The 26,474-nt window shown below is 73.8% G+C and carries 21 protein-coding genes; 6 read left to right on the plus strand and 15 right to left on the minus strand.

All coding sequences use genetic code 11. The features are described 5' to 3' along the window. Positions 1–3 precede the first annotated feature (3 nt). Positions 4–705 (minus strand): CDP-alcohol phosphatidyltransferase family protein, encoded by a 702-nt coding sequence (locus tag DT076_RS14645; protein ID WP_114127432.1) that lies wholly within the window; start codon positions 703–705, stop codon positions 4–6. 128 nt (positions 706–833) lie between these two features. Between DT076_RS14645 and DT076_RS14650 the strand changes: the two genes are divergently transcribed. The 4 genes from DT076_RS14650 (at position 834) to DT076_RS14665 (ending at position 10,617) form a co-directional block, all read left to right on the plus strand. Beyond that, positions 834–4,187 (plus strand): GH92 family glycosyl hydrolase, encoded by a 3,354-nt coding sequence (locus DT076_RS14650; RefSeq protein WP_233493980.1) that lies wholly within the window; start codon positions 834–836, stop codon positions 4,185–4,187. A 43-nt stretch (positions 4,188–4,230) separates the two neighbouring features. Then, the gene (locus DT076_RS14655; RefSeq protein ID WP_114127433.1) at positions 4,231–5,475 is read left to right on the plus strand and encodes an MFS transporter; all 1,245 of its coding nucleotides are present in this window, start codon (positions 4,231–4,233) and stop codon (positions 5,473–5,475) included. A 126-nt stretch (positions 5,476–5,601) separates the two neighbouring features. Next, complete coding sequence (locus DT076_RS20275) at positions 5,602–10,221, plus strand: putative Ig domain-containing protein (protein ID WP_114127434.1); 4,620 nt, start codon at positions 5,602–5,604, stop codon at positions 10,219–10,221. 60 nt (positions 10,222–10,281) lie between these two features. Beyond that, entirely contained in the window at positions 10,282–10,617 is a 336-nt protein-coding gene (locus tag DT076_RS14665) for a YnfA family protein (RefSeq protein WP_114127435.1), read from the plus strand. A 41-nt stretch (positions 10,618–10,658) separates the two neighbouring features. Here DT076_RS14665 and rhmD read toward each other — a convergent pair whose 3' ends face one another. The 6 genes from rhmD to DT076_RS14695 form a co-directional block, all read right to left on the minus strand. Next, a complete protein-coding gene (rhmD, locus tag DT076_RS14670; RefSeq protein WP_114127436.1) occupies positions 10,659–11,834 on the minus strand; it encodes an L-rhamnonate dehydratase in 1,176 nt (391 codons plus the stop codon). Beyond that, positions 11,831–12,877, minus strand: a complete 1,047-nt coding sequence (locus DT076_RS14675) for a zinc-dependent alcohol dehydrogenase (protein ID WP_114127437.1) — start codon at positions 12,875–12,877, stop codon at positions 11,831–11,833. Before DT076_RS14675 ends, rhmD begins: the two co-directional genes overlap by 4 nt. Before the next feature lie 104 nt (positions 12,878–12,981). Next, positions 12,982–13,761: an IclR family transcriptional regulator gene (locus DT076_RS14680; RefSeq protein WP_114127438.1), complete on the minus strand. Its 780-nt coding sequence runs from the start codon at positions 13,759–13,761 to the stop codon at positions 12,982–12,984. A gap of 100 nt (positions 13,762–13,861) precedes the next feature. Next, positions 13,862–14,452 carry a M23 family metallopeptidase gene (locus DT076_RS14685; protein ID WP_114127480.1) on the minus strand — a complete coding sequence of 197 codons (591 nt, stop codon included), beginning with the start codon at positions 14,450–14,452 and terminating at the stop codon, positions 13,862–13,864. A gap of 14 nt (positions 14,453–14,466) precedes the next feature. Continuing rightward, entirely contained in the window at positions 14,467–15,063 is a 597-nt protein-coding gene (locus tag DT076_RS14690; RefSeq protein ID WP_114127439.1) for a M15 family metallopeptidase, read from the minus strand. 512 nt (positions 15,064–15,575) lie between these two features. Continuing rightward, positions 15,576–16,733: a TDT family transporter gene (locus DT076_RS14695; protein WP_114127440.1), complete on the minus strand. Its 1,158-nt coding sequence runs from the start codon at positions 16,731–16,733 to the stop codon at positions 15,576–15,578. An 86-nt stretch (positions 16,734–16,819) separates the two neighbouring features. Between DT076_RS14695 and DT076_RS14700 the strand changes: the two genes are divergently transcribed. Beyond that, the gene (locus DT076_RS14700; protein WP_114127441.1) at positions 16,820–17,761 is read left to right on the plus strand and encodes a LysR family transcriptional regulator; all 942 of its coding nucleotides are present in this window, start codon (positions 16,820–16,822) and stop codon (positions 17,759–17,761) included. 9 nt (positions 17,762–17,770) lie between these two features. Here the strand turns inward: DT076_RS14700 and DT076_RS14705 are convergent, their stop codons facing one another. From DT076_RS14705 to DT076_RS14735, 7 genes are all read right to left on the minus strand, one after another. Next, positions 17,771–18,778 (minus strand): LacI family DNA-binding transcriptional regulator, encoded by a 1,008-nt coding sequence (locus tag DT076_RS14705; protein ID WP_114127442.1) that lies wholly within the window; start codon positions 18,776–18,778, stop codon positions 17,771–17,773. Between the two features lie 3 nt (positions 18,779–18,781). Beyond that, positions 18,782–19,684: a ribokinase gene (locus DT076_RS14710; protein ID WP_114127443.1), complete on the minus strand. Its 903-nt coding sequence runs from the start codon at positions 19,682–19,684 to the stop codon at positions 18,782–18,784. Beyond that, positions 19,681–20,610 carry a carbohydrate ABC transporter permease gene (locus DT076_RS14715; RefSeq protein ID WP_114127444.1) on the minus strand — a complete coding sequence of 310 codons (930 nt, stop codon included), beginning with the start codon at positions 20,608–20,610 and terminating at the stop codon, positions 19,681–19,683. The genes DT076_RS14710 and DT076_RS14715 overlap by 4 nt, the downstream gene beginning before the upstream one ends. Then, positions 20,610–21,524: a carbohydrate ABC transporter permease gene (locus DT076_RS14720; protein ID WP_233493977.1), complete on the minus strand. Its 915-nt coding sequence runs from the start codon at positions 21,522–21,524 to the stop codon at positions 20,610–20,612. The genes DT076_RS14715 and DT076_RS14720 overlap by 1 nt, the downstream gene beginning before the upstream one ends. A gap of 34 nt (positions 21,525–21,558) precedes the next feature. Further along, entirely contained in the window at positions 21,559–22,887 is a 1,329-nt protein-coding gene (locus DT076_RS14725; protein WP_114127445.1) for an ABC transporter substrate-binding protein, read from the minus strand. Position 22,888: 1 nt separating this feature from the next. Next, complete coding sequence (locus DT076_RS14730) at positions 22,889–23,833, minus strand: nucleoside hydrolase (protein WP_114127446.1); 945 nt, start codon at positions 23,831–23,833, stop codon at positions 22,889–22,891. Between the two features lie 122 nt (positions 23,834–23,955). Then, the gene (locus DT076_RS14735) at positions 23,956–24,447 is read right to left on the minus strand and encodes a MarR family winged helix-turn-helix transcriptional regulator (protein WP_199539205.1); all 492 of its coding nucleotides are present in this window, start codon (positions 24,445–24,447) and stop codon (positions 23,956–23,958) included. 95 nt (positions 24,448–24,542) lie between these two features. Between DT076_RS14735 and DT076_RS14740 the strand changes: the two genes are divergently transcribed. Next, on the plus strand, positions 24,543–24,962 hold the full coding sequence (locus tag DT076_RS14740; RefSeq protein ID WP_114127447.1) for a Rid family hydrolase: 420 nt from the start codon (positions 24,543–24,545) through the stop codon (positions 24,960–24,962). A 22-nt stretch (positions 24,963–24,984) separates the two neighbouring features. Here DT076_RS14740 and DT076_RS14745 read toward each other — a convergent pair whose 3' ends face one another. Further along, complete coding sequence (locus tag DT076_RS14745; RefSeq protein ID WP_114127448.1) at positions 24,985–26,457, minus strand: family 43 glycosylhydrolase; 1,473 nt, start codon at positions 26,455–26,457, stop codon at positions 24,985–24,987. Positions 26,458–26,474 lie beyond the last annotated feature (17 nt).

Below are 26,474 nucleotides of genomic sequence, written 5' to 3' on the forward strand. Positions count from 1 at the left end.
GGGTCACCGGGTGAGCGCCCACAGGTCGACGGCGAAGGACCAGATCAGCAGCGCCAGCGCGAGGCCGAGCACGACGACCGCCACCGGTGCCGGGGCGGGGGGCAGCAGCGCGACGACCAGCGCCATCGCCTGCAGACCGGCCACCACCCGGCGGGAGGGACGCGGCGGGAGCGGCGCCCGCAGCCGCGGCCAGACCCGGCCGGCGACCACGAAGAGGTAGCGCAGCAGGCTGATCAGCAGCGCCCACACCCCGACCACGAGCGAGGCCGCCACCGACAGGACCAGCAGCAGGACGGCGTCCGCCTCCACGTCGAAGCGGGCGCCGGCGTCGGAGGCGGTGCCGGTGCGCCGGGCCACCCAGCCGTCCACGCCGTCGAGCAGTGCGGACGCCCCGCCGAGGAGGGCCAGCCACCAGGTGCGCTCCGGCACCACGCCGGCCACGGCGAGCAGCACCCCGCCGGCGCAGACCGCGGTCATCGACAGCCGGAGCAGGGTGACCCGGTCCGCGGGCCCGCACCGGGTCCGCCGCCGCCACAGCGACACCGTCGCCCCGGCGACGACGAGCACCCCGCTGAGCAGCACCCCCGCCCCCAGCACGGGGCCCGGCCGGTGCGCCAGCAGCCAGCCGGTGCCGCCGCCGAGCACGAGCAGCACGGCCAGGGACAGGTCGCGACCGACCGTCCGGGTCGGCAGCACACCGCTCATGGAGGGAAGCCTGCCTCCCCACCCCGCTGCTAGGTTGGCGCCACACCCCTGACAGCGGTGTCACCCGGGATGTCGCCACCCGCGACCGGCTCCCCGCGGGCACCCCGACCGCGAAGGTCCGCTGCGTGATGTCTCTGCCTCCGTCGACCCGCCCTGACCGCCGCCCGCAGCCGAACGGACGGACCACCACGGGCTTCTCCAGCTCCTTCGAGGAGGACGAGGCCCCACCGGCCGTGTCGCGACCCTTCGGCGACGAGACCCGCAACGTCAGCGGCGACGACCAGCCGGTGCCCACGCCGATGCGCACCGTGCCAGCCGGCGGCCCGACCGCCTCGGCCACCGCGAAGCCCGGGGTCGGCTTCACCGGCACCCGGTCGCTGGAGTACGGCGGCCGCCACCTGGCCGACGGCGAGGCGGTGGCCACCAACGAGCTGTTCGACGTCGACGTCGAGATCGTCGCCGGCCACCAGCTGCACTACCTGGTGTTCCCGGTGCTGGACGAGGCCCAGACCTTCGCCAGCACCCACGTCGCGGTCGATCTGCTGCTCGACGACGGCACCCGGCTGTCGGGCACCGACGCCACCGACGTCTACGGCTACCCCGCCGACGCCCGCGGCCAGGGCACCTCCGCCGTGCTGTGGCCCGACCAGTGGAACTCGGTGCGGGTCGACCTGTCCGCGCTGGCCGGTCGCCGGGTGGTGAAGGTGCTGCTCGCCTACTCCTGCCCCGACGCCCCCGCCGGCACCCGGATCCAGGGCTGGCTCGACGACGTCCGTATCGGCCCGGCCGAGCGCCTCGACGCCTCGGCGGGTCCGCTCGGCCACGTCGACACCCGCCGCGGCACCAACGCCTCGGGCGGCTACTCCCGCGGGAACAACTTCCCCGCCGCCGCCTGGCCCAACGGGTTCACCTTCTTCACCCCGATGACCGACGCGGGCACCATCGGCACCCTCTACGCCTACCAGGCCCACAACAACGAGCGGAACCTGCCCGAGCTGCAGGGCATCGGCATCTCCCACCAGCCGTCCGTCTGGATGGGTGACCGCAACCAGCTGGCGGTGCTGCCCGCCGCCACGCACGATCCCGACTCCGGCCTGTCGGAGCGGGCGCTGGAGTTCGACCACGCCGACGAGGTGGCCCGTCCCGACCTCTACCAGGTGACCTCCACCGACGGCCTCACCGCCGCGATCACCCCCACCGACCACGGCGGGGTGTACCGCTTCGACTTCCCGGCCGGCCACGGCTCGGTGCTGGTCGACCAGGTGGTCGGGGAGTCGGCGCTGTCGATCAGCGACGACGGCATGCTCTCCGGCTGGGTCGAGGGCGGGTCGCGCTGGCCCGGTCGCTCGCGGATGTTCGTGCACGGCGCGTTCGACACCCGCCCGCGGACGTCCGGAGCGGCCCGCGGGGAGCGCAGCAGCACCGCCCGCTTCGCCGCCTTCGACGCCGACCGGGTCGAGCTGCGGGTGGCGACCTCGTTCATCTCGCTCGAGCAGGCCCGGCGCAACCACGACCTCGAGCTCGTGGGACGCACCTTCGAGGAGGTGCACGCCGACGTCGCGGCGGCTTGGGAGGAGCGGCTGTCCGTGGTGGCCGAGGTGGCGGGCGCCACCGAGGAGCAGCTGGTGACGCTCTACTCGGGGCTGTACCGGCTCAACCTCTACCCCAACTCCTCCTTCGAGAACACCGGGACGGCCGAGGAGCCGCGCTACCGCTACGCCAGCCCGGTCCACCCGCTCGAGGGTCCGGCCCCGGGCGGGGCCAGCGACACCGAGACCAACGCCGCGGTCAAGGACGGCAAGCTCTACGTCAACCACGGCTTCTGGGACACCTACCGCACGGCCTGGCCGCTGTACGCGCTGCTCTACCCCGGCCTGACCGCCGAGCTGGTCGACGGCTTCGTCCAGCAGTACCGCGACGGCGGCTGGGTGGCCCGCTGGTCCTCCCCCGGCTACGCCGACCTGATGACCGGCACCAGCTCCGACGTCGCCTTCGCCGAGACGTACCTGGCCGGGGCGCTGCCGACCGACCTGGCGCTGGACGCCTACGACGCCGCGCTGACGAACGCCACCGTGCTGCCGGCCAACGAGGCGGTGGGACGCAAGGGGCTGGAGCGTTCGATCTTCCTCGGCTTCACCCCCGAGGACGTCCACCAGAGCGCCTCGTGGGGGCTGGAGGGCTACATCAACGACTTCGGCATCGCCGAGATGGCCACCGCCCTGGCCGAGGACCCGGCCACCCCGGCCGACCGGGTCCCGCGGCTGCGGGAGGAGGCCGTCTACTTCCGGGCCCGCGCCGGGCAGTTCACCGAGCTGTTCAACCCCGCCGCCGGGGTGTTCACCGCCCGCCACGCCGACGGGTCCTGGCCGGTGGGGGCCGACTTCGACAAGGCCGACTGGGGCGGGGCGTTCACCGAGGCCTCGGGGTGGACCTTCGCCTTCCACGCCCCGCACGACGTGGACGGGATGGCCGCCCTCTACGGCGGACGCCGCGGGCTGCTGGCCGAGCTGGACGCCTTCCTCACCACCCCGGAACGGGCGGGCTACTCCACCATCCACGAGGCGCGGGAGGCCCGCGACGTCCGGATCGGGATGCTGGGGATGTCCAACCAGGTCGCCCACCACATCCCCTACGTGCTGGCCGGGGCCGGCGACCCGCCGCGGGCGCAGGCTCTGGTCCGCGACATCCAGCAGCGGCTGTTCGTCGGCAGCGACATCGGCCAGGGCTATTCCGGGGACGAGGACAACGGGGAGATGTCGGCCTGGTACGTCTTCTCCGCGCTCGGCTTCTACCCGCTGCGGGTCGGCTCGGGCGGCTACACCGTCGGCTCGCCCACCTTCGACCGGATCACGGTGAGGCCGCTGGGCAGCGGGCGGTCGCTGACGGTCGAGGCACCCGGGGCCTCGGACGGGCTGGTGCACGTCGCCGGGCTGGAGCTGGACGGCGTCCCGCTGACCGACGTCACCGTCGACGGCGACCTGCTGCGCCGCGGCGGCACCCTGCGCTTCACGATGTCGGACGAGCCCACCGACTGGGGCGCGGTCGACCTGGACGAGCCGCTGTCGCCGCCCCCGGGGCTGACCGACCTGACGTCCACCGGCCGACTGGCCGGCGGCGGGCTCGACCTGTCGGCGCTGACCGACGACGACATGAGGACCGCGGTCGACCTCGGCACCGGCTCGGCCGAGCTGGTGTTCACCCCCGGGGACGGGCCGGTGCGGCTGTCGGGCTACACGCTGACCAGCGCCGGCACCGACCGGGCGCCGACCTGGTGGGTGCTCGAGGGGTCGACCGACGGGCACACCTGGGTCGAGCTGGACGCCCGCAGCGGCGCGAGGTTCCCCTCCGGCACCCGCACCCGGCCGTTCGCCATCAGCGGGGAGCCGCGGGCGTGGGCGAGCGTCCGGCTGCGGCTGGGAGGCGAACCGGACCAGCCGCTGCGGTTGGCCGAGCTGGAGCTGTTCGCCGCCCCGGGCTCGTAGGCTGCTGCTGATCCCAGCGTCCCCTTCGCCGATCCGGAGCCCGATGACCGCCCCTGCCCCTCCGCGGACGGCTCGCACGTCCTCGGCCGCCGGCGCGATCTGGCGCGACCCGTTCCTCCGGGCGGCGTTCGCGTCGCTGTTCCTCTCCGGGATCGCGGTGTCGGCGACCATCCCGCAGATGACGCTGTTCCTCGTCGACGAGCTCGGCGCATCGGAACCGGTGGCGGGGCTGTACTACCTGACCAATCTGCTCGCCCCGCTGGCCGGCTACTGGCTGGGCAGCCTCTCGGACCGGCAGCGCGACCGGCTCAGCTCCTACCGCGTCTGCTCGCTGGTCGGTGGCGTCGGCTGGGTGGCGATGGCGCTGGCCACCCAGGTGTGGATGCCCTTCGCCGTCGCCGCGGTCGCGCTGAGCGTCTCCGGCGCCTCGATGGGACTGCTCTTCGCCGCCGTCCGCGACCACCTCACCCGGCACGGCAGCACCGCCGCCCACCGGGTGGTGTCGGCGGTGCGGATGGCGTTCACCACCGGCTGGATCCTCGGGCCCGTCCTGGGCAGCTGGTTCGGTGCCGCGGTGGGGCTGCGGCCGCTGCTGCTCGCGACCGCGGCGCTGACCGTGGGCCAGCTGCTGCCGCTCGGCCTGCAGCGGGTGCCCCGCCACAGCGTCCCCGCGCCGACCACCGCTCCCGGCGCACCCGGCACCGGCCAGGCTGTGCCCGCCCGCACCAGCCGGGCCCCGCTGTACGTGTTCGTCCTCGCCTGCGTGCTGCTGATGAACGGCGACACCATCAAGTTCGCCTTCCTCCCCCTCTACATGGCCAACCAGCTGGAGATCTCCGACGCCCTGCGCGGTGCGGTGATCGGCATCCAGCCCCTCGTCGAGCTCGCCCTGATGCCGCTCTTCGCCCGCCTCGCCGACCGGATCGGCCCGCTGCGCGTCATCACCATCGGCGCCGCCTTCGGCATCGCGGCGAACATCGCCTACGCCACCAGCACGCACGTCGCCGGGCTCTTCGTCGGCCAGCTGCTGATGGCGGCGCTGTGGGCGGCGGTGGCCGGCCTGGGCGTGACCGTCGCCCAGCAGCTCTACCCCGACGGCGTCGGGCTGGCGTCGTCGGTGTTCATGAGCTCGATCATGCTCAGCGGCGGCCTCGGTGGGGCCATCGGCGGGCTGGGCGTGGCCCTCCTCGGCATCCCGCACATCTTCTTCGTCTCCGCGGTGCTCACCGGGCTCGGCCTCGTCGTGCTCCTGCGCCTCGCCCGAGGTCGGTCCGCCCCGGCGTCCTGAGCCCGGGAACTTCGGGCGGACCACTGGCGGAGTGGCTGGCGGTGCTGCCAGACTTCGGACGTCCGGCCAGGGGGGTCGGGCGTCCAGTGCGTGCTGCGGGGGCGTGCGCCGTCACCGAGGATCGTCATGCGCCGAACGGCTTCCGTCCTGCCTGCTCGCAGCTCCCGCCCTCTGCGGCGCCGCCGCCCGCTCGCGCTGCTGCTGGCCCTGCTGGTCGCCGTGCTGGCCCTGGGCGCCCCCGCCCCGGCGCAGGCGGTCGGTGAACCGGTCCTCATCGACGACTTCGGCGGGAACGTCCGCGGCACCCGCACGGTGACCCTGCTCGACCCGGACGGGACCACCCCGTTGGGGCAGTTCAGCCAGGCCGGTGGCCTCGGCACCATCACCGCCACCGGCAGCGGAAACCGCGCCGCCGGGGTCCAGCTCGACTACGCCTTCCCGGCCACCGACCTGCGCTCGGGGCTGAGCAACACCCAGTTCTTCGTCCAGTTCGCCTCGATCACCCGCACCCCGGAGGACCCCACCGCGGCCAACGTCGGCATCACCGTCACCGACGACGCGGGCCGGCGGAGCACGTACACCACCAGTCTGGGCAACACCGGCCGGTTCGCGGTGGTGCTCAACTTCGACTGCACCGGCGGGGCGTCGGCGTGCTTCCAGGGCGACGCCAGCTTCAGCAGCATCACCGGCGTCCAGCTGCGGGTGATGTTCCCGAGCAACGTGTCCGAAGGCACGCTGACCGCGGTGGTCGACGAGATCAGCACCACCCCCACCGGCGGGGCCGTCCCCACGCCCGCCACCCCGGTGCTGGAGGGCCCGAGCGGCACCCTGCTGTTCGACGGGCCCCGCACGCTCAGCTACGAGATCAGCTTCCGCAGCGACGGCGTCGAGGTGCCGGTCAACCGGGAACCCGGCAGCTCGGAGGGGCTGCGGGCCTCCTACGTCACGGTCGGCGGGACCGCGCCGGGGCGCACGGACGTCAGCCTGTCCGGGTCCCTGCTCAGCATCGGCCCGGTCACCGGTCCCGGTGAGGTGACCGTGCAGGTGCCGGCCGGCGTCCTGGTCGACGGGTGGGGTCAGCGGACCCTCGCCTCGGCCGAGACCCGGGTGACGCTGCGCTCGCCGGAACCGGCCACCGCCGTCGTGCCGCCTCCGCCGGCCGTCGCCGGTGAGGCCTACTCCCACCACCTGGCCGCCAGCGGCGGCTACCCCGATGACTACGACTACAGCGTGACCGCGGGGATGCTGCCGCCCGGCCTGACGCTCAGCAGGGAGGGCGTGCTCTCCGGCACCCCGACCACGACCGGCCGCTACGAGGTCACCGTCGCGGTGGACAACGGCTACCGCATCTTCGGGGTCGTCCTGCCGCTCCTCGTCGGCACGCCCCCCACCATCGCCCCCGTGGACGATGTCGAGGTCACCGTCGGCGAGCCGGCCTCGGTGCCGATCGTCGTCGGAGGCGACCCCGACCCCTCGGTCGAGGTCGCGGGGCTGCCCGGGGGGCTGACGGCGACCGCGACCGGGATCACCGGGACCCCGACCGGGCCGGGCGGGGTGCACTGGGTCAGCTACACCGCGTCCAACGCCTTCGGCAGCGTGACCAGGACCTTCACCATCACCGTGCTCGCGCCCCCGGGTGTGGAGGCCCCGACCACCGAGCAGGTGGGGCGTCGGGGTGAGCGGATAGAGATCTCGTTCCGCGTGACCGGCTTCCCGGAACCGCAGCTGTTCCTCAGCTCCGTGCCGTCGGGCCTGTCCCTCAGCGACTCCGACGGCGGAACCTTCATCCTGAGCGGCGTCCCCCAGGAGACCTTCGAGGAGCGGGTCATCGTCACCGCCATCAATCCCAGTGGGAGCATGTCGGCGACGTTCGACCTGGTCATCACCGAGGACGTGGTCGTCACGACCCCGACGTCAGTGGAGGCCGAGGTGGGTGAGCCGTTCACGCTCCCCCTGACCGCGACCGGCTTCCCGGCTCCGGACGTCGAGCTGGAGGGCACCCTGCCCACCGGTCTCGCGGTGACCGACGGCGGCACCGGCCCGGCGATCACCGGCACCCCGACGGAGTCCGGCGGGTTCGCGCTGGAGGTGGTCGCCACCAACCGTCTGGGGGCCGAGCGGGCGCCGCTGACCCTCACCGTCACCGAGGACGCCGCCTTCACCAGCGACGACCGGGCCACCGTGGTGGCGGGCGAGGAGGTGACGCTGCCGATCACCGTCACGGGCTTCCCGGTGCCGGCCATCGAGCTCGACGGCGACCTACCCGACGGCCTCACCTTCACCGACGGCGGCGACGGCACCGCCGCGATCACCGGCACGCCCGCCAGCGGCACCGGCGGGGCGCACGTGCTCACGCTGACGGCCGGCACCGCCACCCAGATCTTCACGCTCACCGTCCACGAGCGCCCGGTCTTCACCTCCGCCGCCGGGGTCGAGCTGACGCCCGTCGAGGACGGGGGCACCTTCGTCGTCTCGGCCAGCGGCGTCCCGGCTCCCACGCTGACCGCCACCGCCCTGCCGGCGGGTTGGACCCTCACCGACGCCGGCGACGGGACGGCCGTGCTCACCGTGCCGGCCACCGGGCCGGGCGGTCCCACCGAGCTCGAGCTGGTGGCGTCCAACCCGGCCGGCAGCGCCGAGCAGACGCTGGCGCTGACCGTCCGCACGGTGCCGACGGTGAGCGTCCCCGACCGGGTCGAGGTGGCGCTCGGCGACCCGGTCGACGTCCTCGTCGGCTGGACCGGCTACCCGGTGCCCGAGGTCACCAGCAGCGCCGACCTGGAGGCGGTCGGGCTGGCCCTGGTGCTCGTCGACGGCGACCCGCGGCTGCGGGGGACGCCGACCGAGGACGGGCTGCTGACCATCCCGCTCCGCGCGGAGAACGGGGTGGTGGGCGCTCCGGCCACCGACGAGCTGGTGCTCGAGGTCACCAGCGTCCCGGAGCTCTCGCTGCCCGCGGAGCTCACGCTGGCCGTCGGCGAGGACGTCAGCCTGCCGCTGGAGGCCTCCGGCTGGCCGGTGCCCGAGGTGACCGCGACCGGGCTGCCCGCCGGTCTGGAGGTGGTCGACGGCCGGCTGGTCGGCACGCCCACCGAGCCGGGTGACCACACCGTCAGGGTGACCGCCACCAACCGGGTCGGTGAGGACGTGGCCGAGGTGGCCCTCCGGGTCACCGCGCCACCGGCCTTCGACCGCGACGCGATCACCGTCGAGCTGGTCGAGGGCGACGCGGCTGAGCACGTGCTGGCCGCCACCGGGTTCCCCGCTCCTGGGCTGACCGTGGCTGGCGACCTGCCCGCCGGGGTGACCTTCACCGACCGCGGCGACGGGACGGCCGTGCTGGCCGGGACGCCCGAGCCCGGAACCGCCGGCAGCTACCCGCTGGTGGTCACCGCCACCGACGACGCCGAGGCCACCGCCACTCTCGAGGTCACCCTCGTCGTCACCGCGCGACCCGCCTTCACCAGCCCCGACACCCTGGCCCTGGTGGTGGGCGAGCCGGTGGCGGCCGAGGTGACCGCGAGCGGCACCGCCCCGGTCGTCATCACCGCGACCTCCGGCCTGCCCGCCGGGCTGACCCTCACCGACCGCGGCGACGGCACCGCCCTCCTCAGCGGGACGCCGACCGGCCCCGGTGGGGTCTCCGAGCTGGTCCTGCTCGCGTCCAACGCCCAGGGCGAGACCGAGCAGCGGGTGACGGTGACCACCGAGGCCGCCCCGCGGTGGACCGGGCCGACCGCGCTGACCCTCGACCGCGGCGAGCCGGTGTCGGTCGAGCTGAGTGCCTCGGGCTGGCCGCTCCCGCAGATCGCGGCCACCGCCCTGCCCGACGGGCTGACCCTGACCGACCGCGGCGACGGCACCGCGCTGCTCACCGGCACCGTGGAGCAGGCCGGGGCGACCACCGTCGTGCTGTCGGCGACCAACCCCCGCGGCAGCGTCCAGGTCCAGGTGCAGGTCGAGGTGACCGCGCTGCCGGTCATCGACGCCCCGGCCCGCGCCGAGCTCACCGAGGGTGAGCCCGCGAGCGTGCCGGTGTCCGCCGAGGGCTACCCGACGCCGACCCTCGCGGTCGACGGCGTGCTGCCGGACGGGGTGACCTTCACCGACCGCGGCGACGGCACCGGCGAGCTGTCCGGGACGCCCGCGGCCGGCACCGCCGGCACCTACCTCGTCGAGCTGGTCGCCAGCAACACCCCGACCGGCGGCGGCCCCCAGCTGCTGGCCGTCGGCGAGCAGCGCCAGCCCCTCGAGCTGGTCATCGCCGCCGCCCCGACCCCCGATCCCACCCCGACGCCGACCGGTTCGCCCACCCCGACGCCGACCGAGACCCCTTCGCCGACGCCGACCGAGACCCCCTCGCCGACGCCGACCGACACGCCGACACCGACGCCGACCGAGACCCCTTCGCCGACGCCGACCGGGACGCCGACGCTGGCTCCTACGCCGGCCCCGTCTCCCTCGCCGACGGGTGCGGACCCGACCGGTCAGCCCGGCCCGGGTGAGGACCCCTCGACCGCGCCGGACGGCGAGCCGACGGACGAGCCCGACCCGACCACCGAGCCCACCGCGACCTCCGAGCCGACCGACCCCGGCACCGACGACGAGGCACCGGCGGACCCGTCCGACACCGACCGGGGCGACGGTCTGGCCGCCACCGGCGGTCCGGCGCTGGGCCTCGCCGGCCTCGGTCTGGTCCTCCTCGCCGCCGCCACCGCGACCCTCCGAGGCGCCCGCCGCCGCTGACCCGCTCTCCCAACGCCCTGAGCCCGTCGAAGGGCGGTCCCCGCCCCTAGGCTCGCGGCCATGACCGTCGTGCGCTCGATCGTCCTGTTCGTGGTGGCTGCGCTCGCCGAGATCGGAGGCGCCTGGCTGATCTGGCAGGGCGTCCGCGAGCACCGCGGGCTGCTGTGGATGGGCGCCGGCGTGGTCGCGCTGGGGATCTACGGCTTCGTCGCCACCCTCCAGCCCGACGCCAGCTTCGGGCGGATCCTCGCCGCCTACGGAGGCGTCTTCGTGGCCGGCTCGCTGCTGTGGGGTGTGGTCGTCGACGGGTTCCGACCGGACCGCTGGGACGTCCTCGGGGCGGCGGTCTGCCTGGTCGGGGTCGCCATCATCATGTACGCCCCGCGGCCCGACTGACCCGGCCGCCGACCGGAGGGCTCGGCAGGCGGGCCGACACGTCAGTGCGTGTAGGGCCTCTCCCGCGGCACCTCGGGGTTGAGCTCGACGCCGAAGCCGGGCGTCTCGGGCACCCGGAGCCGCCCGTCCACCGGCACCGGCTCTCCCAGCAGCAGCGGGGAGAACATCGGCACGACCTCCTCCGCCGTCTCGTGCATCATCAGGAACTCCGCGAACGGGCTGTTCGTCCGGGTCACCACGAAGTGGTAGGAGTACACCGAGCTGCCGTGCGGGACGACCAGCGCGCCGTGGGCGTCGGCCAGCGCGGAGATCTTGATGAGCTCGGTGATCCCGCCGCACCAGTTGACGTCGGGCTGGATGATGTCGACGCCGGTCTCCAGCAGCTGCCGGAACCCCCACCGGGTCGCCTCGTGCTCACCGGTGCTGATCAGCACCCCGGGCGGGGCCTGCCGCTTGAGCTGGGCGTAGCCCCAGTAGTCGTCGGGGATCAGCGCCTCCTCCAGCCACTTCAGCCCGTGCTCGGCGGCGGCGTGGACGAACCGGGTGGCGTAGTCGACGTCCAGGGACATCCAGCAGTCGAGCATCAGCCAGAAGTCCTCGCCGACCCGTCCGCGCATGTCGGCCAGCGCGTCGAGGTTCTTCCGGAAGCCCTCCACACCTTCGCCCGGGGCGTGGTGCAGCGGCATCTTGCCGCCGAGGAACCCGAGCTCCTTGGCCCGGTCCGGGCGGGCGCCGGTGGCGTAGAACTGCAGCTCGTCGCGGACCGGCCCGCCGAGGAGTGCGTACACCGGCTCCTGGCGCAGCCGCCCGAGCAGGTCGTACAGCGCGAGGTCGACGCCGCTGATGACGTTGAGCACCACCCCGCGACGGCCGTAGAACAGGGTCGAGCGGTACATCTGGTCCCAGATCCGCTCCAGGTCGGTGACCGCACGGCCCTCGAGGAAGCGGGCCAGGTGCTTCTCGACGATCCAGGCGCCGATCTCACCGGCCGTGGTCACCGCGAACCCGACCGTGCCGTCGTCGGCCTCCACCTCGACCACCAGGGTGCCCAGCACGTCCAGCCCGAAGGACCGCCGTGACTGCCGGTACTCGGGGTAGACCGCCATCGGGGTGGCGATGTGGTCGTCGATCCAGTGGGCGCCCTCCTGGTCGTGGTAGTCCGCGCCCTTGCCCCGCACCGTGTAGGCGCGGACCTCGCGGATGGTGCGCTGGCTCATGCTCGTCCTTCCTGCTGCTCGTCGGCCTCCAGCCGGACCAGGACCTTCCCGGCGACGTCGTTGGGCCCGGCCAGCTCGGCGAAGGCCTCCGGCCCGGCCGCCAGCGGGACGGTGCGGGTGATCAGCTCGGCGGCCTGCGGCGGCGTCTGGCCGATCCAGTCCGCGGCGTCGGCGAAGTCGCGGGCGGTGTAGGTGAAGCTGCCGACCAGGGTGCGCTCCTGGGTGCTGATCGCGAACGCGTCGAGCGCGACCCTCCTCGCCCCCATCCCGACCAGGCAGACCGTCGCGCCGAGCCGGGTGGCCTGCAGGCACAGCGCCAACGTCGGGTCGATCCCGACGGCGTCGACCGCGACGTCGGCCGGCCCGCCCAGGGCGTCGGCGACCGCGGCCGCGTCGGCCGTGGTCCCGTCCAGCGCGGTCACGCCGAGCCGCTCCACCAGCGCCCGCCGGGTCGCCGAGACCTCGCTGACGGCGACCCGCTCGACGCCGAGCATCTGCAGGGCGAGCACCACCGACTGCCCGATCGGCCCGCCGCCGGTGACCAGCACCCGGTCGCCGGCACCGACGCCGGCCCGGCGGACCGCGTGCACCGCGACCGCCAGCGGTTCCACCAGCGCGCCCAGCTCCAGCGGTATGCCGGCCGGCAGCGGGACCACGTTGCGCTCGGGCACGCAGAGCAGCTGGGCGAACCCGGCCACCACGTCGGGGCGGACGCCGATGACGTGCTTGCCCGGCGCCAGCTGCTCCCGGCCGGCCCAGGCGGCGAGCTCGTCCTCGGGGACGACGACCGGGTTGAAGGTGGCCGGCTGGCCCACCTCCAGACCGTGCACGCCGTCGCCGAGGGCGTCCACCACGCCGACGCTCTCGTGGCCCATCACCTGCCCCGGGTGGCGCCGGCCGTTCTCCCCGGTGAAGCCGTGGATGTCGGACCCGCAGATGCCGGTGGCGTGGATCCGCAGCCGCACCTCCCCGGGTCCGGGCTCGGGGTCGGGCAGCTCCACCACGGCCAGCCGGCCGATCTCCTCCAGCCGCAACGCCTGCATCGGGCTCCTTCCATTGGTTCACGCTCGTGAACGGAGGTTCACGGCCGCGAAGTCGCGGAAGTATCGCAGCGGCCTCCGGGGCGGGCAAGGCGGTCAGCCACTCCTCAGGGCGACAGGCTGCCCGCCAGGCCGAGCTGCTCGCGGACCTCCTGCGCGGCCGCCCGGAGCGGTGCGTAGAGGCCGTGCGGCCAGCGCTCGCCCGTGCGCGAGGTCGGCATGGTGACGCTGACCGCGGAGGCGATCCCCGTCTCGGCCTCGGTGGTGAGCGGGACGGCGATGCACCGGCAGCCCTCGACGAACTCCTCGTCGTCGGTGGCGAACCCGGTCAGCCGGACCCGCTCGAGCACCCGCAGCAGCTCGTCCACGTCGGTCACCGTCCGCGGGGTGAGCCGCGGCAGCACCACCGCCGACAGCCGCCGGCGTGCGTCCTCGGGGTCGAGCACGCTGAGCAGCGCCTTGCCGATCCCCGTGGCGTGGGCGTGCAGCCGCATGCCGACCGAGGACGCCATCCGCATCGGGTGCGGAGAGAGCCGGATCCCGATGTAGACGTTCTCGATGCCGTCCAGCCGGGCCAGCTGCGCGGTCTCCCCGGTCTCGGCCACCAGCCGGTCGAGGAACGGCAGCGCGGTGTCGAGCAGCAGCTGGTGGCCGTCGTAGCGCTGGCCGACCTGCCAGCTGCGCAGCCCCAGCCGGTAGCGCCGCGGCTCGCCCTGCAGCTCAAGCCACCCGGAGTCCACCAGGGTGGTCAGCAGCCCGTGCCCGCTGGAGCGCGGCAGCTGCAGCGCCGCCAGCACCTCGGCGAAGGTCATCGACCCCCGCTCGGCGACGAGCTCGACAGCGGCCAGCGCCCGGTCGGCCGACTTCACCGGCCCGCGTGACGCCATCGCGACCACCTCCCGGCCGCATTCTGGCAGCCGCCGGACGCGCCGGCCGGAGACGCACGACGGCCCGGACGCGGGCGTCCGGGCCGTCGCCGGGGGTGGGTCAGCCGCAGCGGGTGCGGCTGAGAGTCGGCTCGCCGGGGTAGGGCAGCGCGTAGCTGCCGAACCGGACCCTGACGTCGTTTCCGCCCTGGCGCTGCTCGTAGTGCAGGTGGGAGGTCTGGGCCGGGTCGCTGGGGTCGAGCCCGGTCTTGCCCACGTTGGCGATGGTGGTGGTCGCGCTCACTCGGTCGCCCTTCTTCACCCGGGCGCTGCCGGCCTGGAGGTGGGCGTAGAGGGTGGACCAGCCGTCGCCGTGGTTGATGACGATGTGCAGGCCGTAGCCCTGGCCGGCGGTCGTGCTGACCGAGGCGACCGTGCCGGCCGCGCTGGCCTTGACCGGCAGCCCGAGGTCGGAGTTGCCGCTGCCGCGGTTGAAGTCGACGGCGTTGGCGGGACGGTGGTTGGCGCGGGTGCCCGCCCGCCACTCCTGCCGGCAGGGGAACGGCACCCGGAACGACGGACGGGCCGTCGTCTGGTCGGTGCCGTTGGTGTCGGCGGAGGCGGCCGGGGGCGCCAGCAGGCTGCCGAGGGCGAGGACCGCCGCCGCACCGAGGGCGGCGAGGGTGGTCAGCGGGCGTCGGCTGATCAGCATGGTCACCAGTCCCCTCAGCCCTTGATCTTGTTGACGATGCGGTCGATCTTGGGGCTGTTCGGGCCCACGTTCAGCTCGAAGTGCATCTCGTCCTTGGTGCCGTTGTAGTCCCCGCCCCAACGCACGGTGCCCTCGCAGAAGGTGAGGATCTTGCGGATCTCTCTGACCTGGGCGCGGCCGAAGGTGCCGGAGGCGCCGTAGGGGTGCTGCGGGGCGTTGCAGTCGATGGCGGTGCCCGAGGCGTGGTTGGACAGCTCGGTGCCGCCGGTGACCGGCCGGTAGTTGTAGCCCCAGCAGCCGGGGTTGCGCAGCGGCTCGACGTGGCGGTGGAACTGCCGGGCGACGTAGCCCAGGATCACCGTCGGGGCCTTGCGCCGGACGCCCGCGGGGAACCGGACGCCGCCGGCCGCGAACTCCTGGTTGATCATGTTCCGCGCGACCATGTCGTCGGCGGCGTACCAGCCGTTCTGGGACGTGCCGGAGGCCGCGCCGGCAACCAGCGGGTCGGCCAGGCCGGTGGCAGCCAGACCGAGGCCGAGGGTGCCGGCGCCGGCGCCCAGCAGCAGCCCTCGGCGTCCGAGGTGGTGGGCGGGGGTGGGGTGCTCGCACATGGGGGTGTCCTCCTGAGGGGGGTGGTCGGACGACGACGGCTCCGTCGCCGTCGGTACCGACACCACCACGCCACAGGGTCACCCCCGCCCCTGCCCGCCGCCACCCGCCCGCGCGCTCGCGAGTGTGGCCGGACCGTCGGAACGGCCACCCCCGGACCGACGGATCAACCACAGCCGCGCGGGACAGGTCGTCCCCGCCGCTCGGGATCCGCGAGCGCCGCCGGTGCCCACCGCCCCGGTGGCGCGAGTGTGGCGGAACCGTCGGCATCGGTGCCGCCGGAGCGACGGGACGGCCACAGTCGCGGACGGGACGGATGGAGTCCGGCGGTCAGAAGGGCCAGGGCCCCACACCGACGTTCCGACCACACGCGCCCCGGGTTCCCACCGCACCGATGGCGCGACTGTGGCGGAATCGTCGGAATGGGTGTCGGCGAAGCGACGGATCGGCCACACTCGCGGACGGGATGGGGCGGGTCGGCCACAGTCGCGGGCCGGCGGGTGGGGCCCGGGGATCACGGCGCCGGGGCGACGGGCGGGGCGAGCAGGGTGCCGGTGACCAGGGCGCCGTGCAGGGTGCGGACGCCGACCACCAGCCAGGCTGCCACGAGCGCCAGGTAGAGCCCGGTCGCCAGGACGCCGAGGGCGACCACGCCGGTGTGCTGGGCCAGCGCGCTGGCCCCGGTGACGCAGGTGCCGACCGGGAAGGTGAAGGACCACCAGGTCAGGCCGAACGGCAGCCGCCCACCGACGGCGCGCAGGGTGATGAGCGTCGCGATCGCGGCCCAGAGCAGCGCGAAGCCGAGCACCGGGACGCCGAACAGGACGCCGCCGAGCTCGACCACCCGGGCCGCGGTCGGGTCCAGCACCAGGGCGGCGTCCCCGCCGAGGAGGTTGGCGGCGGTGATCGACTGCCCGAGCGGTCCGAGCACGATCCACAGCGTCGGCACCATCGCCGCCAGCCCGACCTTGTGCAGGGCCAGCCGCTGCCAGAGCTGGGTGATGATGGCGAAGGCGGCGAGCAGGGAGAGCCCGAACATCGCATAGCACCCGTGGAACAGGGTGAGCCGCAGCTGGCCGGCGGGCAGGTGCGGCAGGAGCAGCGCACCGGTGGCGGCCGAGACCATCGGCGGCACGACGGGCATCAGCCAGCCGCCGAAGACGCTGTCGGCCGTGGTGCGGTGCCGCGTGAACGTCAGGTACGGCACGAGCACCGCGGTCGCCAGCCCGAGCAGCGTCCCCGCGGCCCACAGCACCCAGGCGACACCCACCGCGAGCCGCTCCCCCAGCACGTCGGGGCCCAGCAGCAGCGAACCGGCACCCACGGTCATCAGCGCCATCGCCGGGGCGCCGTAGAAGTGGGCGAGCACCGGGTCGTCGTGGTGACGCCGCGCCGTGGCGCCGAACCAGACCCAGTGCGCCGCGGTCGCCAGCAGCAGGACGAGCAGCAGCAGGGCGGCGAGACCCCACACCACCGTGGCCGCCGGACGCAGCCCCGGGGGCTGCCAGGGCAGACCGGCCGCGGCGGTGGCGACGATGCCCGTCCCCATCACCACCGCGAACCAGTTCGGCGTCACGTTCGCCACCGCCAGCGCCGGGTGGGCGAGCTCACGCAGCCAGCGGCGGCGGGACGGGAGGGGTGCCGGGTCGGCGGTGGGGCGCGGCTGGAGCATGGGCCCAGCCTCCGTCGGCGGGCGGCGACGCACTACGGTCTCCTCGTTGGGAGGTCACAACGAGCGGTTGTGGGGAGAGGAGTGCCGTGCTGGCCGACGAGCCGGACCTGGTGACGTTGCGGCTGCTGCGGCTGCTCGCCGACCACGAGAGCCTGGGCACCGCGGCCGCCGCGCTGGGGATGAGCCAGCAGGCGGCCTCGGCCCGGCTGCGCCGTCAGGAGCGCCGGCTGGGACGGGTGCTCGCCACCCGCACCCGGACCGGATCGCGGCTGACCGAGGACGGTGTGCTGGTGCTGGAGTGGGCCCGGCCGCTGCTGGAGGCGGCTGACCGGTTCGCGGTGGCGATGGCCGCCCTGGACCACAGCGGCGAGCCGGTGGTGGAGGTGGCCGCCAGCCAGACCATCTCGGAGGAGCTGCTGCCGCAGTGGCTGACCACCCTCCGCACCACCCCGGTCGGTGCAGGTGCCGGCGTCCGGCTGCTCTCGGGCAACAGCAGCTTCGTCCTCGACCACGTGCGCCACCACCCCGGCAGCCTCGGCTTCGTCGAGACCCCCGACGTCCCGGACGACCTCAGCACGGCCACCGTCGGCCACGACGACCTGGTGCTGGTGGTGGCGCCGACGCACCCCTGGGCCTCCCGCGGACGTCCGGTCACCGCGGCGCTGCTGGCCCGGACCCCGCTGGTCAGCCGGGAGAGCGGGTCGGGCACCCGCCGGACGCTCGAGCGCGCGCTGGCCTCGCTCGACCCGCCGCTGCAGCCGGTGCCGCCGGCGGCCGAGCTCACCTCGAGCACCGGCATCCGCGCCGCGGTCGCCTCCGGGCTGGCGCCGGCGGTGATCAGCCGGACGTCGGTGGCGGTCGACCTGCAGGCGTCCCGCCTGGTGCTGGTGCCCTGCCGGCTGCCGCTGCGGCGCCCGCTCACCGCGGTGTGGCGGGGACGGCCCGGTGAGGAGGCCCGGCTGCTGCTCGCGATCGCGCAGCGCCAGCCGGCTCCCGGGTTCGCACCGGGACCTCCCGCCGTCCGGTGAGGCCGGCGGTCAGCTGCCGGCGTGGCAGCCGCAGGAGGCCCCGATCCGCAACGCGGGCACCAGCACCTCGTGCACCGGTGCGGTCTGGCCCGCCTCGATCTGCGCCCGCAGGGTCGCGATGGCGGTCCGCGCCAGCGTGCCCACGTCCTGGGCCACCGACGTCAGCACCGGCTGGGCGTAGCGGCCGGCCTCGGTGCCGTCGAAGGAGACCACGGCGACGTCCTCGGGGACCCGGCGACCCGCCTCGGCCAGCGCCCGCAGCGCACCGATCCCCTGGGCGTCGCTGGTGGTGAAGATGCCGTCGACCGGCACCCCCTCGGCCAGCAGCTCCTGCACCGCCCGGTAGCCCCCGTCGCGGGAGAACGTCACGTTGCGGGGCGGGGACGCCGCGCAGCCGGCCGCGGACAGCGCCCGCCGCCAGCCCTGCTCACGCTGCCGGACCGCCTCGATGTGCGGAGGCCCCGACAGGCAGACCAGGGACCGTCGCCCGTGCCCCAGCAGGTGCTGGACGGCGAGCTCGGCCGCGCGGGCGTTGTCGATGACCACCGTGGAGAAGCCGTCGGAGCCGGCAGGGGCACGGTCGAGCAGGACCACCGGGATCGAGGCACCGGTGATCAGGTCCAGGTCCGGGCGCCCGCCGACCGAGATGAGCAGCAGCCCGTCCACCTGCCGGTCGAGGAAGGAGCGCAGGTAGCTGCGTTCGCGCTCGGGGTCGTTGGCGGTGGTGCCGATCATCAGCACGTAGTCGGCGGCGAAGGCCTCGTCCTCCACGGCCTGCGCCAGCTCGGCGAAGTGCGGGTTCTGGTGGTCCGGCATCAGCATCGCGATGGAGTTCGTGCGGCTCTGACGCAGCGCCCGGGCCACGCGGTTGGGGCGGTACCCGAGCGTCTCGATGGCCCGCAGCACCCGCGCCCGCGCGTCGGCCGAGACCGGCCGGGGGCCGTCGTTGAGCACGTAGCTCACCAGCGCGGGCGACACCCCCGCGGCCCGGGCCACCTCGGCCCTGGTGACGGCCACCGGTCAGGCCGTCCGCACGCTGTCGTCCACACGAGGCATTCTGGCCCCTCGGTGCTGCACCGCCAAGGAACCGGCCGCCACCCCGGCGCGGCAGGCGGCGGCCAGACCGCCCGACCGGCCGAGCTCGACCGCGGCGGCGCCGACGAAGGCGTCCCCGGCCCCGCTGGTGTCGACCACCGGGACCCGCGGCGCGGGCACCGAGCCGCGCTCGGTCGTCGAGGCGTAGGCCGCTCCGGCGCCCCCGAGGGTGATGACCACCGAGCGGGTGTGCTGCACCAGGACGTCGAGCAACGGCTCGTCCTCCAGCGGCTGTCCGGCGAGCTGGACGCCCAGGGCCGCGGCCTCGTGCTCGTTGACCACCAGCGGGTCGCAGGCGGCCAGCACCTCGACCGGCAGCTCCACGTAGGGGGCGAGGTTGAGGACGAACCGCGCCCCGGTGGCCGCGGCGACCTCGGCCGCCGCGACGATGCACGGGACCGGCAGCTCGCCCTGGGCCAGCAGCACCTCGGCCGGGGGCAGTCCGGCCACCAGCCGGTGCACGTCGGAGGCGGTGAGCTCGGAGTTGGCACCCGGCAGCACCACGATGGCGTTCTCCCCGCTGGGGGCCACCATGACGACCGCCCGCCCGGAGCGGACGCCGGGGAGCACCGCCACCGCGTCGGTCCGCACACCGGCCTCGTGCAGCGCGGTGGTCAGCGACCGTCCGTCCTCGTCGTCACCCACCGCCCCGACCATCCAGCACTCACCGCCGCAGAGCGCGACGGCACTGGCCTGGTTGGCGCCCTTGCCTCCGGGCCGGCTCTCGACCCGGGTCGCCAGCGCCGTCTCACCCGGCGCGGGCAGGGCGTCGACGGCGAGCTGGAGGTCCGCGTTGAGGGAGCCGACGACGACGACCGGCCCGCTCACTTCTCCCCGCTCCGGGCCACGGACTGGGCGAAGTAGCGCTGCAGCAGGAGCAGCAGCACGGCCGGCACCACCGAGATGAGCAGCGCCCCTCCGAACATCTGGCCGAAGTTGAACTCGGTGTCGGTGAAGGTGCGGGCGATCGCGATCGGCGCGACCTGCTTGGCCTGGTCGCTGATGACCAGGAGCGGCCAGAGGTAGGAGGACCACTGCGCCAGGAAGATCAGCAGGGCGGAGTTGATGATCGTGGTGACGCTGAGCGGGACGTAGAGCCGGGTCATGATCCGCAGCTCCGAGGCGCCGTCGATCAGCGCCGCCTCGCGGAGGGAGATCGGGACACCGAGGAAGAACTGACGCATGTTGAAGATCGCCAGGCCGTTGCCGATGCCGGGCAGGATCAGCCCGAGGTAGGTGTTGTTGAGGTTCCACTCGGTGAACACCTGCGCGAGCGGGATGGCGATGGCCTCGAACGGGATCATGAACCCGACCACGAGCACCGCGAACACCGCCTCCCGGCCCCGGAAGCGCAGCACGCTGAGCACGTAGGCGGCCGGGATCGACAGCGCCAGGCCGATCACCACCGACCACAGCGCCACCCACAGCGAGTTGGCCATGCTGCGTCCGAACCCGAGCTGGCCGAACAGGGCGGCGTAGTTCTCCAGCGTCCAGGTCTCCGGCACCAGGGTGTGCCAGCCCAGCGGGCTGACGCTGGAGATGACCTGCGAGCCGGGACGCAGCGAGCCGAGCAGCATCCACACGGTCGGCAGCATGAACGCCAGCGCCACCAGGGCGGCTGCGGTGGTCAGCAGGACCAGCAGCAGGACGCGCTGCAGGCGGGGGCCGCTGAAGGACGGTCGGCGGCGGGCGGCGGCGCCGGGACCAGGGACGGCCCGGGCGCCCGGCACGGGCGGGGAGGTGGTCGTTGACATCAGTCGCGATCCCTGAGCAGACGGAACTGGACGGCCACGATCAGCAGCATGATGAGGGTCAGCACGACCGTGGACGTCGCCCCGAGGTTGGGCGTGGAGTAGGTGTAGGTGCGCCGGTAGGCGTCGAACATGAGCAGGGTGGTCGAGTTCTCCGGCCCGCCGTTGGTGAGCAGCTGGACGGGGACGAAGAGCACGAAGTTGGCCACCGTGTCGGCCACCAGCACGAAGAGCAGGGGCCGGCGCATCATCGGCAGCGTGATCGACCAGAAGGTGCGCCACCGGCCGGCGCCGTCCAGCGCCGCCGCCTCGTAGAACTCCTCGCCGATGTCGTTCAGCCCGGCGATGAGGAAGAGCATCCAGTAGCCGATGCCGACCCACGAGGCGACCACCATGATGCTCACCAGCGCCTGCGACGGCGAGGTGAAGAAGGGCTGCGGACCGATGCCGAGCGCCGAGAGGATGCCGTTGGCCGGGCCGTCGGGACGCAGCGCGACACCCCAGGCGATGGAGGAGCCCACCAGCGGGATGGTGCACGGGATGAACACCGCCGTGCGCCACAGGCCCCGCGCCGGCAGCCGCTGCGTGAGCAGCAGCGCCACCAGCATCGCCAGCGCGATCTGCAGCGGGTTGAGCACGAGGTTGAACACCAGCGTGCGCACCAGCGTCTCGCGGAACAGCTCGTCGGAGAACAGCGTGACGTAGTTGGCCAGGCCCGAGAACCGCTCCTCGGCCAGCAGACCCACACCCTCGCGGGTGAACAGGGTGGACCGGACGGCCCCGACGAAGGGCACGATCCGCAGCAGCAGGATGGCGAGCACGGCCGGGGCCAGGAACACCAGGATGGTCCCCAGCCCCCGGGCGCGCCGGCGGCCGGGGCGGGCCGTCGACGCGTCCGGTGCTGTCACGGTGGTCACGATCGGACCTCTCCTCGGTGGTCGGCCGACGGGCTCACTGGTACTGCTGCCAGGCGTTCACCAGCTCCTGCTGGGCACCCTGGAGCGCTCCCTGCGGGTCCGAACCGTTCGCGATGTCGGAGAAGGCCCGTCCGAGGATCTCCTCGAACTCGATGTAGCCCACCGTCGACACCCGCGGCACCGACGTGTTGGCAGTCTCGTGGGCGATCACCTCGGCAGCCTGCTGGCCGGCCTCGGAGCCGGTGAACGCCGGGCCGGCGAGGTAGGCCTCCAGCCCCGCGAGGTTGGCGGGCAGCTCGGCGTACGGACGGTGCTCGGCGTACCCGCTCTCGCCGTCGAGCGCCAGCCACTTGAGGAAGACCGCCGCGGCCTCCTTGTCCTGGGAGAAGGGGTTGATGCCGACCGACCAGGAGCCGTTGGGCGTGGCGGGCTCGCCGCCCTCCCACACCGGGTTGAGCGCCGCACCCCAGTTGAGGTCGCTGTCGGCGAGCTTCCCGACCATCCAGTTGCCCTCGACCATGTAGGCGGTGTCACCGGCGAGGAAGGTGGCGTTCGTCTGCTCCGCCGGGATCCCGCGCGGGTGCACGCCGTCCTCGAAGAGCGAGCCGTAGTAGGTCATCGACTCGACCCAGCCCTCGTTGTCCACCGCCGGGGTCAGGTTGTCCTCCCCGGTGGCGCCGACCCCGCCGCCGGCCGAGACCGGCAGGGGCTCGAGCTGGTAGTAGCGGTTCGGCTGACCGAGCAGGAGCCCGTTGGCGGCGCCACCCTCGGCCTGCACCGTGGCGGCGTCCTCCTTGAGCTGCTGCCAGGTGATCCGCTCGGCGGGATCGGTGGAGGGCGGCTCGACCCCGGCGGCCTCGAGCAGGTCGAGGTTGTAGTAGAGCAGCTGGGTGGAGTTGGAGATGGGCAGCGACCACAGCTTGTCCTGGTAGGTGCTGGCGGCCACCGTGGCCTCCTGCAGGGCACCGGTGTGCGGGGAGAACTGGGCCGTCAGGTCCTCCAGGTAGCCGCGCGCCGCGAGGGCGGGCACCCGGGGCTGGTCGACCCAGAAGAGGTCGGGGTCACCGGTCTTGCTCGTGATCCGGGAGTCCAGGACGCTGTTGAGGTCGTCGAAGGGCACGTACTGGTAGTTGACGTCGATGGTGGGGTGGTCGGCCTCGAAGGCGGCCACCACCTCGTCCATCCCCTCCGACACCGGGTCGACGATGCCGACCACGTCGATGGTCGCGGTGGGATCGGTCGACGGGATCACCCAGTCGCCGTCCCCGCCGCCGGCAGCGCTGTCGGCGCCGCCGCCGCACGCGCTGGTCGTCAGCACCGCCCCGAGGACGAGCCCCACACCGATCGTCGTCGATCGCTTCATCTCACATCTCCATCATCGAGTCGAGGAACAGCTGGTTGAACTGGTCGGCGCGCACCGTCTGGGCGACCAGCGCGTTCGCCGTCGGACGGGCCGTGGTCCCGTCGGGCAGCCAGTCGCTGCCGAGGTAGTCGGTGACCATCGCGCCGCGCAGCCGGTCACCGGTCTCGACCACCACGTGCGCCTCCCGCCAGGTCAGCAGGTCGGGGTGGGTCACCGCGGCGACGGCGAGCGGGTCGTGCATGGCGCAGGACTCCCCCTCCTCGGGGTGGCGCTGCACGATGTGGTCGATCCAGGCGGAGGTGTAGCGGCCGGCGAAGGAGGCGAAGGCACGGCCACTGGCCTCCATCTGCGCGGCCTGCTCCTTGGTGACCCGCACCTTCAGGGTGACGTCGAGGCCGACCCACCGCGCCACGACGCCAGAACCCAGGACGACCGCGGCGGCCTCCGGGTCGCACCACACGTTGTACTCACCCGGCATCCCCAGGGCGTGGGTGTGCTGGTTGAAGACCCCGCCCATGATGACGAGGCTCTTGAGGTTGGCGGCGAAGGTCGGGTCCAGCCGCATCGCCAGCGCCACGTTGGTCAGCGGGCCGACGGCGACCAGGGTGATCTCGCCGGGGTTGGCACGGACGAGGTCGACCATGGCCATGGCCGCCGGACCCGGGCGGGGCTCACGGCGCTCGACACCCGCGGGCACCTCACCCTGACGAACCCGCGGCCGCAGCAGCGGGTCCCGGGCGCCGCGGTGCACGGGGACGTCGGGATGGCCGAGGCGGTGCAGCAGCTCCAGCGTGAGCGTGGTCGCGGTGGCCACGTCGGTGTTGCCGTTGACCGTCGTGACGAGCTCGAGCGAGATGCCCGGGTCCGCGAGGGCCAGGGCGAGGGCGAATCCGTCGTCGATGTCGCTCCCGGGAGCACCCATCGCCAGATCCACGTCCAACATCATTCGTTCCACAGTGAACGCTCCTCAACACGGGTTGACTGCGCCGGAGTTTACACGTGTTGAACCGACGTGCAACCCGTCTCGCCACGATCAGCGGAGCCGGTTGCGGGAGGTGGCGGTGGCGGTCAGGCGAGGTCGGCGGGCCGGACGCGGAGCTTCGCGGCGATCCGGGCCAGCGTCCGGCGCTCGGTCGCGGTGAGCGGGTCGAGCACCAGCCGGCGCACGGTGCGGACGTGGTCAGGGGCGGCGGCGACGACGAGGTCGTAGCCCTCGTCGGTGAGCACGGCGAGGGTGTAGCGGCCGTCGTCGGGGTCGGGCTCGCGGCGCACCCAGCCGCGCCGCTCGAGCCGGGTGACGACGTTGGACAGCCGCGACAGCGAGCCGCTGGCCAGGAACGCCAGCTCGCTCATCCGCAGCCGACGGTCGGGCGCCTCGGAGACCTGGCTGAGCACCATGTACTCGAAGAGGGTGAGCCCGGAGGTCGCGCGCAGCGGCGCCTCGAGCCGCCCCGGCAGCAGCAGCACCAGCGAGATGAGGCCCGTCCAGGCCTCCTTCTCCTCCGCGTCCAGCCACGGCACCGGGTCGCCGTCGCCGGAGCGCTCCGTCTCGCTCGCCACCCGTGCACTCTAGCCGGGGCAATTGACTTCATTCGTGAAGTGACTATGCTCGCGTTGTCAGTTCACGCTTGAAGTCAACCTTCGAGGAGTATCCCATGACCGAGCCGCAGTTCACCCTCACGCCGGGCTACGGCCAGCGGCACCGCGACCTGCTGCACTACAGCCAGGCCGTGCGCATCGGCGACCGCGTCGAGATCTCGGGTCAGGGCGGCTGGGACGACGAGTCGCGGGTTACCGGCACCCTCGAGGAGGAGATCGTGCAGGCCTTCGAGAACGTCGCACGGACGCTGGCCACGGCCGGTGCGAGCTGGTCCGACGTGGTCTCGGTGACCTCCTACCACCGCGTCGCCGCCGGCGCGATCGGCGACGACCACAACCGGGTCATGGTCGAGCAGCTCCGTGCCCGGATGGGCGAGCGGGCACCGATCTGGACCCAGGTCGGCGTCACCGCCCTCGGGCTGGCCGAGATGAACGTCGAGATCAGCGTGGTGGCCCACCTGGGCGAGCAGCGCTGAGACCGGTGCGCCGCGCCGGCGGTCAGCCGGACCGGCCGGGACGGTCATCCCAGACCTCGGCGCGGTCGATGCTCACCACCGCGCCGGAGGAGCGGGGGTTCCGCTCGCCGGTGACGCGGACCGTGACCGTGTGCTCCCCGGGCGGCAGCCGTCGGCTGGTCCACTGCTGCACCTGGCCGGTGCGCGGGCTGGCGTAGAGGTCGACCAGCTCCTCGTTGCGGCCGTCGACCGAGATGGCGGCGATGCCGTTGCCGGTGTCGCGGACGCTGAACAGGGCGATCTGGGTGCCGGTGAAGCGGAAGGTGGCGGTGCTGCCGGGCGTCCAGCTCCAGTGGTCGTCGCCGCGGTAGCAGGTGGGGCCGCAGGCGTCCCCGGAGCGCCAGTCACCGGCGTAGCCGACCGTGAAGTCGCCGGTGCCCTCGTCGGTGTCGTTGATCGCCCGCGGACCCGGGCCGGGGTCGCCCGACGGCAGCGGCACGTCGGTGCCGAGGGCCACCGGCGGGTCGATCAGCGGCAGCCCGTCCTCGGCCCAGCGCACCGGCGCGGCCCGGGTGGTGCGGTGGTCGTAGGTGTAGTCGGGGGTGTTCTTGGCGTGGTAGGCGATCCAGTCCTCGGTGCCGTCGGGGCTGGTGAAGAAGGAGTGGTGTCCGGGGCCGTAGACTCCCTCGGCGTCGTTGCGCTGCAGCAGCGGACGCTCGTGGGGCTGCCACTGGGTGAGGTCGGTGGGGTCGCCGTCAACGTCGATGGAGATGGCGTAGAGGGAGTAGTCGGGTTTGCCGGTGTCACAGCTGGAGTAGGTGAGGACGAGCCGGCCGTCGTGGACGATCGAGGTCGGCCCCTCGCGCACCTCGGGGCAGGTGCCGATGTCGACCGGCAGGGCGACGGTCTCGCCGGTGGTCGACCACGGGGTGTCCATCGGCTGCAGGTAGATCTGCTGCGGGCCGCCCTCGAAGCCGCGCCCGGGCGCGCTCCAGGTGAAGTACTGCTGTCCGCCGACGGTGATCGGCTCGCCGTCGATCATGTAGCCGCCGTAGTCGGCGATCTTGGCCTTGAACGTGTACGGGCCGAGCGGGTCGTCGCCCTCGGACTCCAGCACGTACATCCGGTGGTTGGCGTCCACGCCGTCGCTGGCGGTGTAGTAGACGTACCAGTGCGCCTGGCCGTCCGCGGGCGAGGTGGAGCGGTACAGCGCGGGCGCCCAGATCTGGGTGCTGCGGGAGGGGTCGTCGTCGGCGCCGCGCCAGATCGTCCTCTCCCGCGCCCGCGGCAGGTCGGCGATGGTGTCGGCGGTCTTGATCGCCAGCCGGTTCCCCTTGGTGGTCATCAGGTGGTAGCGACCGTCGGCGGTGACCATGAACGGGTCGGCGCCCGGGTCGAGCGGGGCGCGGAAGACCGCTCGCGGCTCGTCCTCGGCCGACCGGTCGGCCGGGGTGGACGGCGCGGCGGCGAGGATCGTCAGGGCGGCGGTGAGCATCAGCAGGACGGTGCGCAGCATGGGCGGGGACCTCGTCG

The sequence above is a fragment of the Desertihabitans brevis genome, assembly GCF_003327535.1.
In the GTDB taxonomy this organism is placed as follows: Bacteria; Actinomycetota; Actinomycetes; order Propionibacteriales; family Propionibacteriaceae; genus Desertihabitans; species Desertihabitans brevis.

What these genes read in the sequence shown, in the direction of transcription:
- DT076_RS14715 (WP_114127444.1), bottom strand. Translation starts at nt 20,610, where the DNA reads ATGTCAACGACCACCTCCCCGCCCGTGCCGGGCGCCCGGGCCGTCCCT.
- DT076_RS14725 (WP_114127445.1), bottom strand. Translation starts at nt 22,887, where the DNA reads ATGAAGCGATCGACGACGATCGGTGTGGGGCTCGTCCTCGGGGCGGTG.
- DT076_RS14645 (WP_114127432.1), bottom strand. Translation starts at nt 705, where the DNA reads ATGAGCGGTGTGCTGCCGACCCGGACGGTCGGTCGCGACCTGTCCCTG.
- DT076_RS14695 (WP_114127440.1), bottom strand. Translation starts at nt 16,733, where the DNA reads ATGCTCCAGCCGCGCCCCACCGCCGACCCGGCACCCCTCCCGTCCCGC.
- DT076_RS14655 (WP_114127433.1), top strand. Translation starts at nt 4,231, where the DNA reads ATGACCGCCCCTGCCCCTCCGCGGACGGCTCGCACGTCCTCGGCCGCC.
- DT076_RS14745 (WP_114127448.1), bottom strand. Translation starts at nt 26,457, where the DNA reads ATGCTGCGCACCGTCCTGCTGATGCTCACCGCCGCCCTGACGATCCTC.
- DT076_RS14675 (WP_114127437.1), bottom strand. Translation starts at nt 12,877, where the DNA reads ATGCAGGCGTTGCGGCTGGAGGAGATCGGCCGGCTGGCCGTGGTGGAG.
- DT076_RS14665 (WP_114127435.1), top strand. Translation starts at nt 10,282, where the DNA reads ATGACCGTCGTGCGCTCGATCGTCCTGTTCGTGGTGGCTGCGCTCGCC.
- DT076_RS14650 (WP_233493980.1), top strand. Translation starts at nt 834, where the DNA reads ATGTCTCTGCCTCCGTCGACCCGCCCTGACCGCCGCCCGCAGCCGAAC.
- DT076_RS20275 (WP_114127434.1), top strand. Translation starts at nt 5,602, where the DNA reads ATGCGCCGAACGGCTTCCGTCCTGCCTGCTCGCAGCTCCCGCCCTCTG.
- DT076_RS14690 (WP_114127439.1), bottom strand. Translation starts at nt 15,063, where the DNA reads ATGTGCGAGCACCCCACCCCCGCCCACCACCTCGGACGCCGAGGGCTG.
- DT076_RS14730 (WP_114127446.1), bottom strand. Translation starts at nt 23,833, where the DNA reads ATGATGTTGGACGTGGATCTGGCGATGGGTGCTCCCGGGAGCGACATC.
- DT076_RS14740 (WP_114127447.1), top strand. Translation starts at nt 24,543, where the DNA reads ATGACCGAGCCGCAGTTCACCCTCACGCCGGGCTACGGCCAGCGGCAC.
- rhmD (WP_114127436.1), bottom strand. Translation starts at nt 11,834, where the DNA reads ATGAGCCAGCGCACCATCCGCGAGGTCCGCGCCTACACGGTGCGGGGC.
- DT076_RS14680 (WP_114127438.1), bottom strand. Translation starts at nt 13,761, where the DNA reads ATGGCGTCACGCGGGCCGGTGAAGTCGGCCGACCGGGCGCTGGCCGCT.
- DT076_RS14685 (WP_114127480.1), bottom strand. Translation starts at nt 14,452, where the DNA reads ATGCTGATCAGCCGACGCCCGCTGACCACCCTCGCCGCCCTCGGTGCG.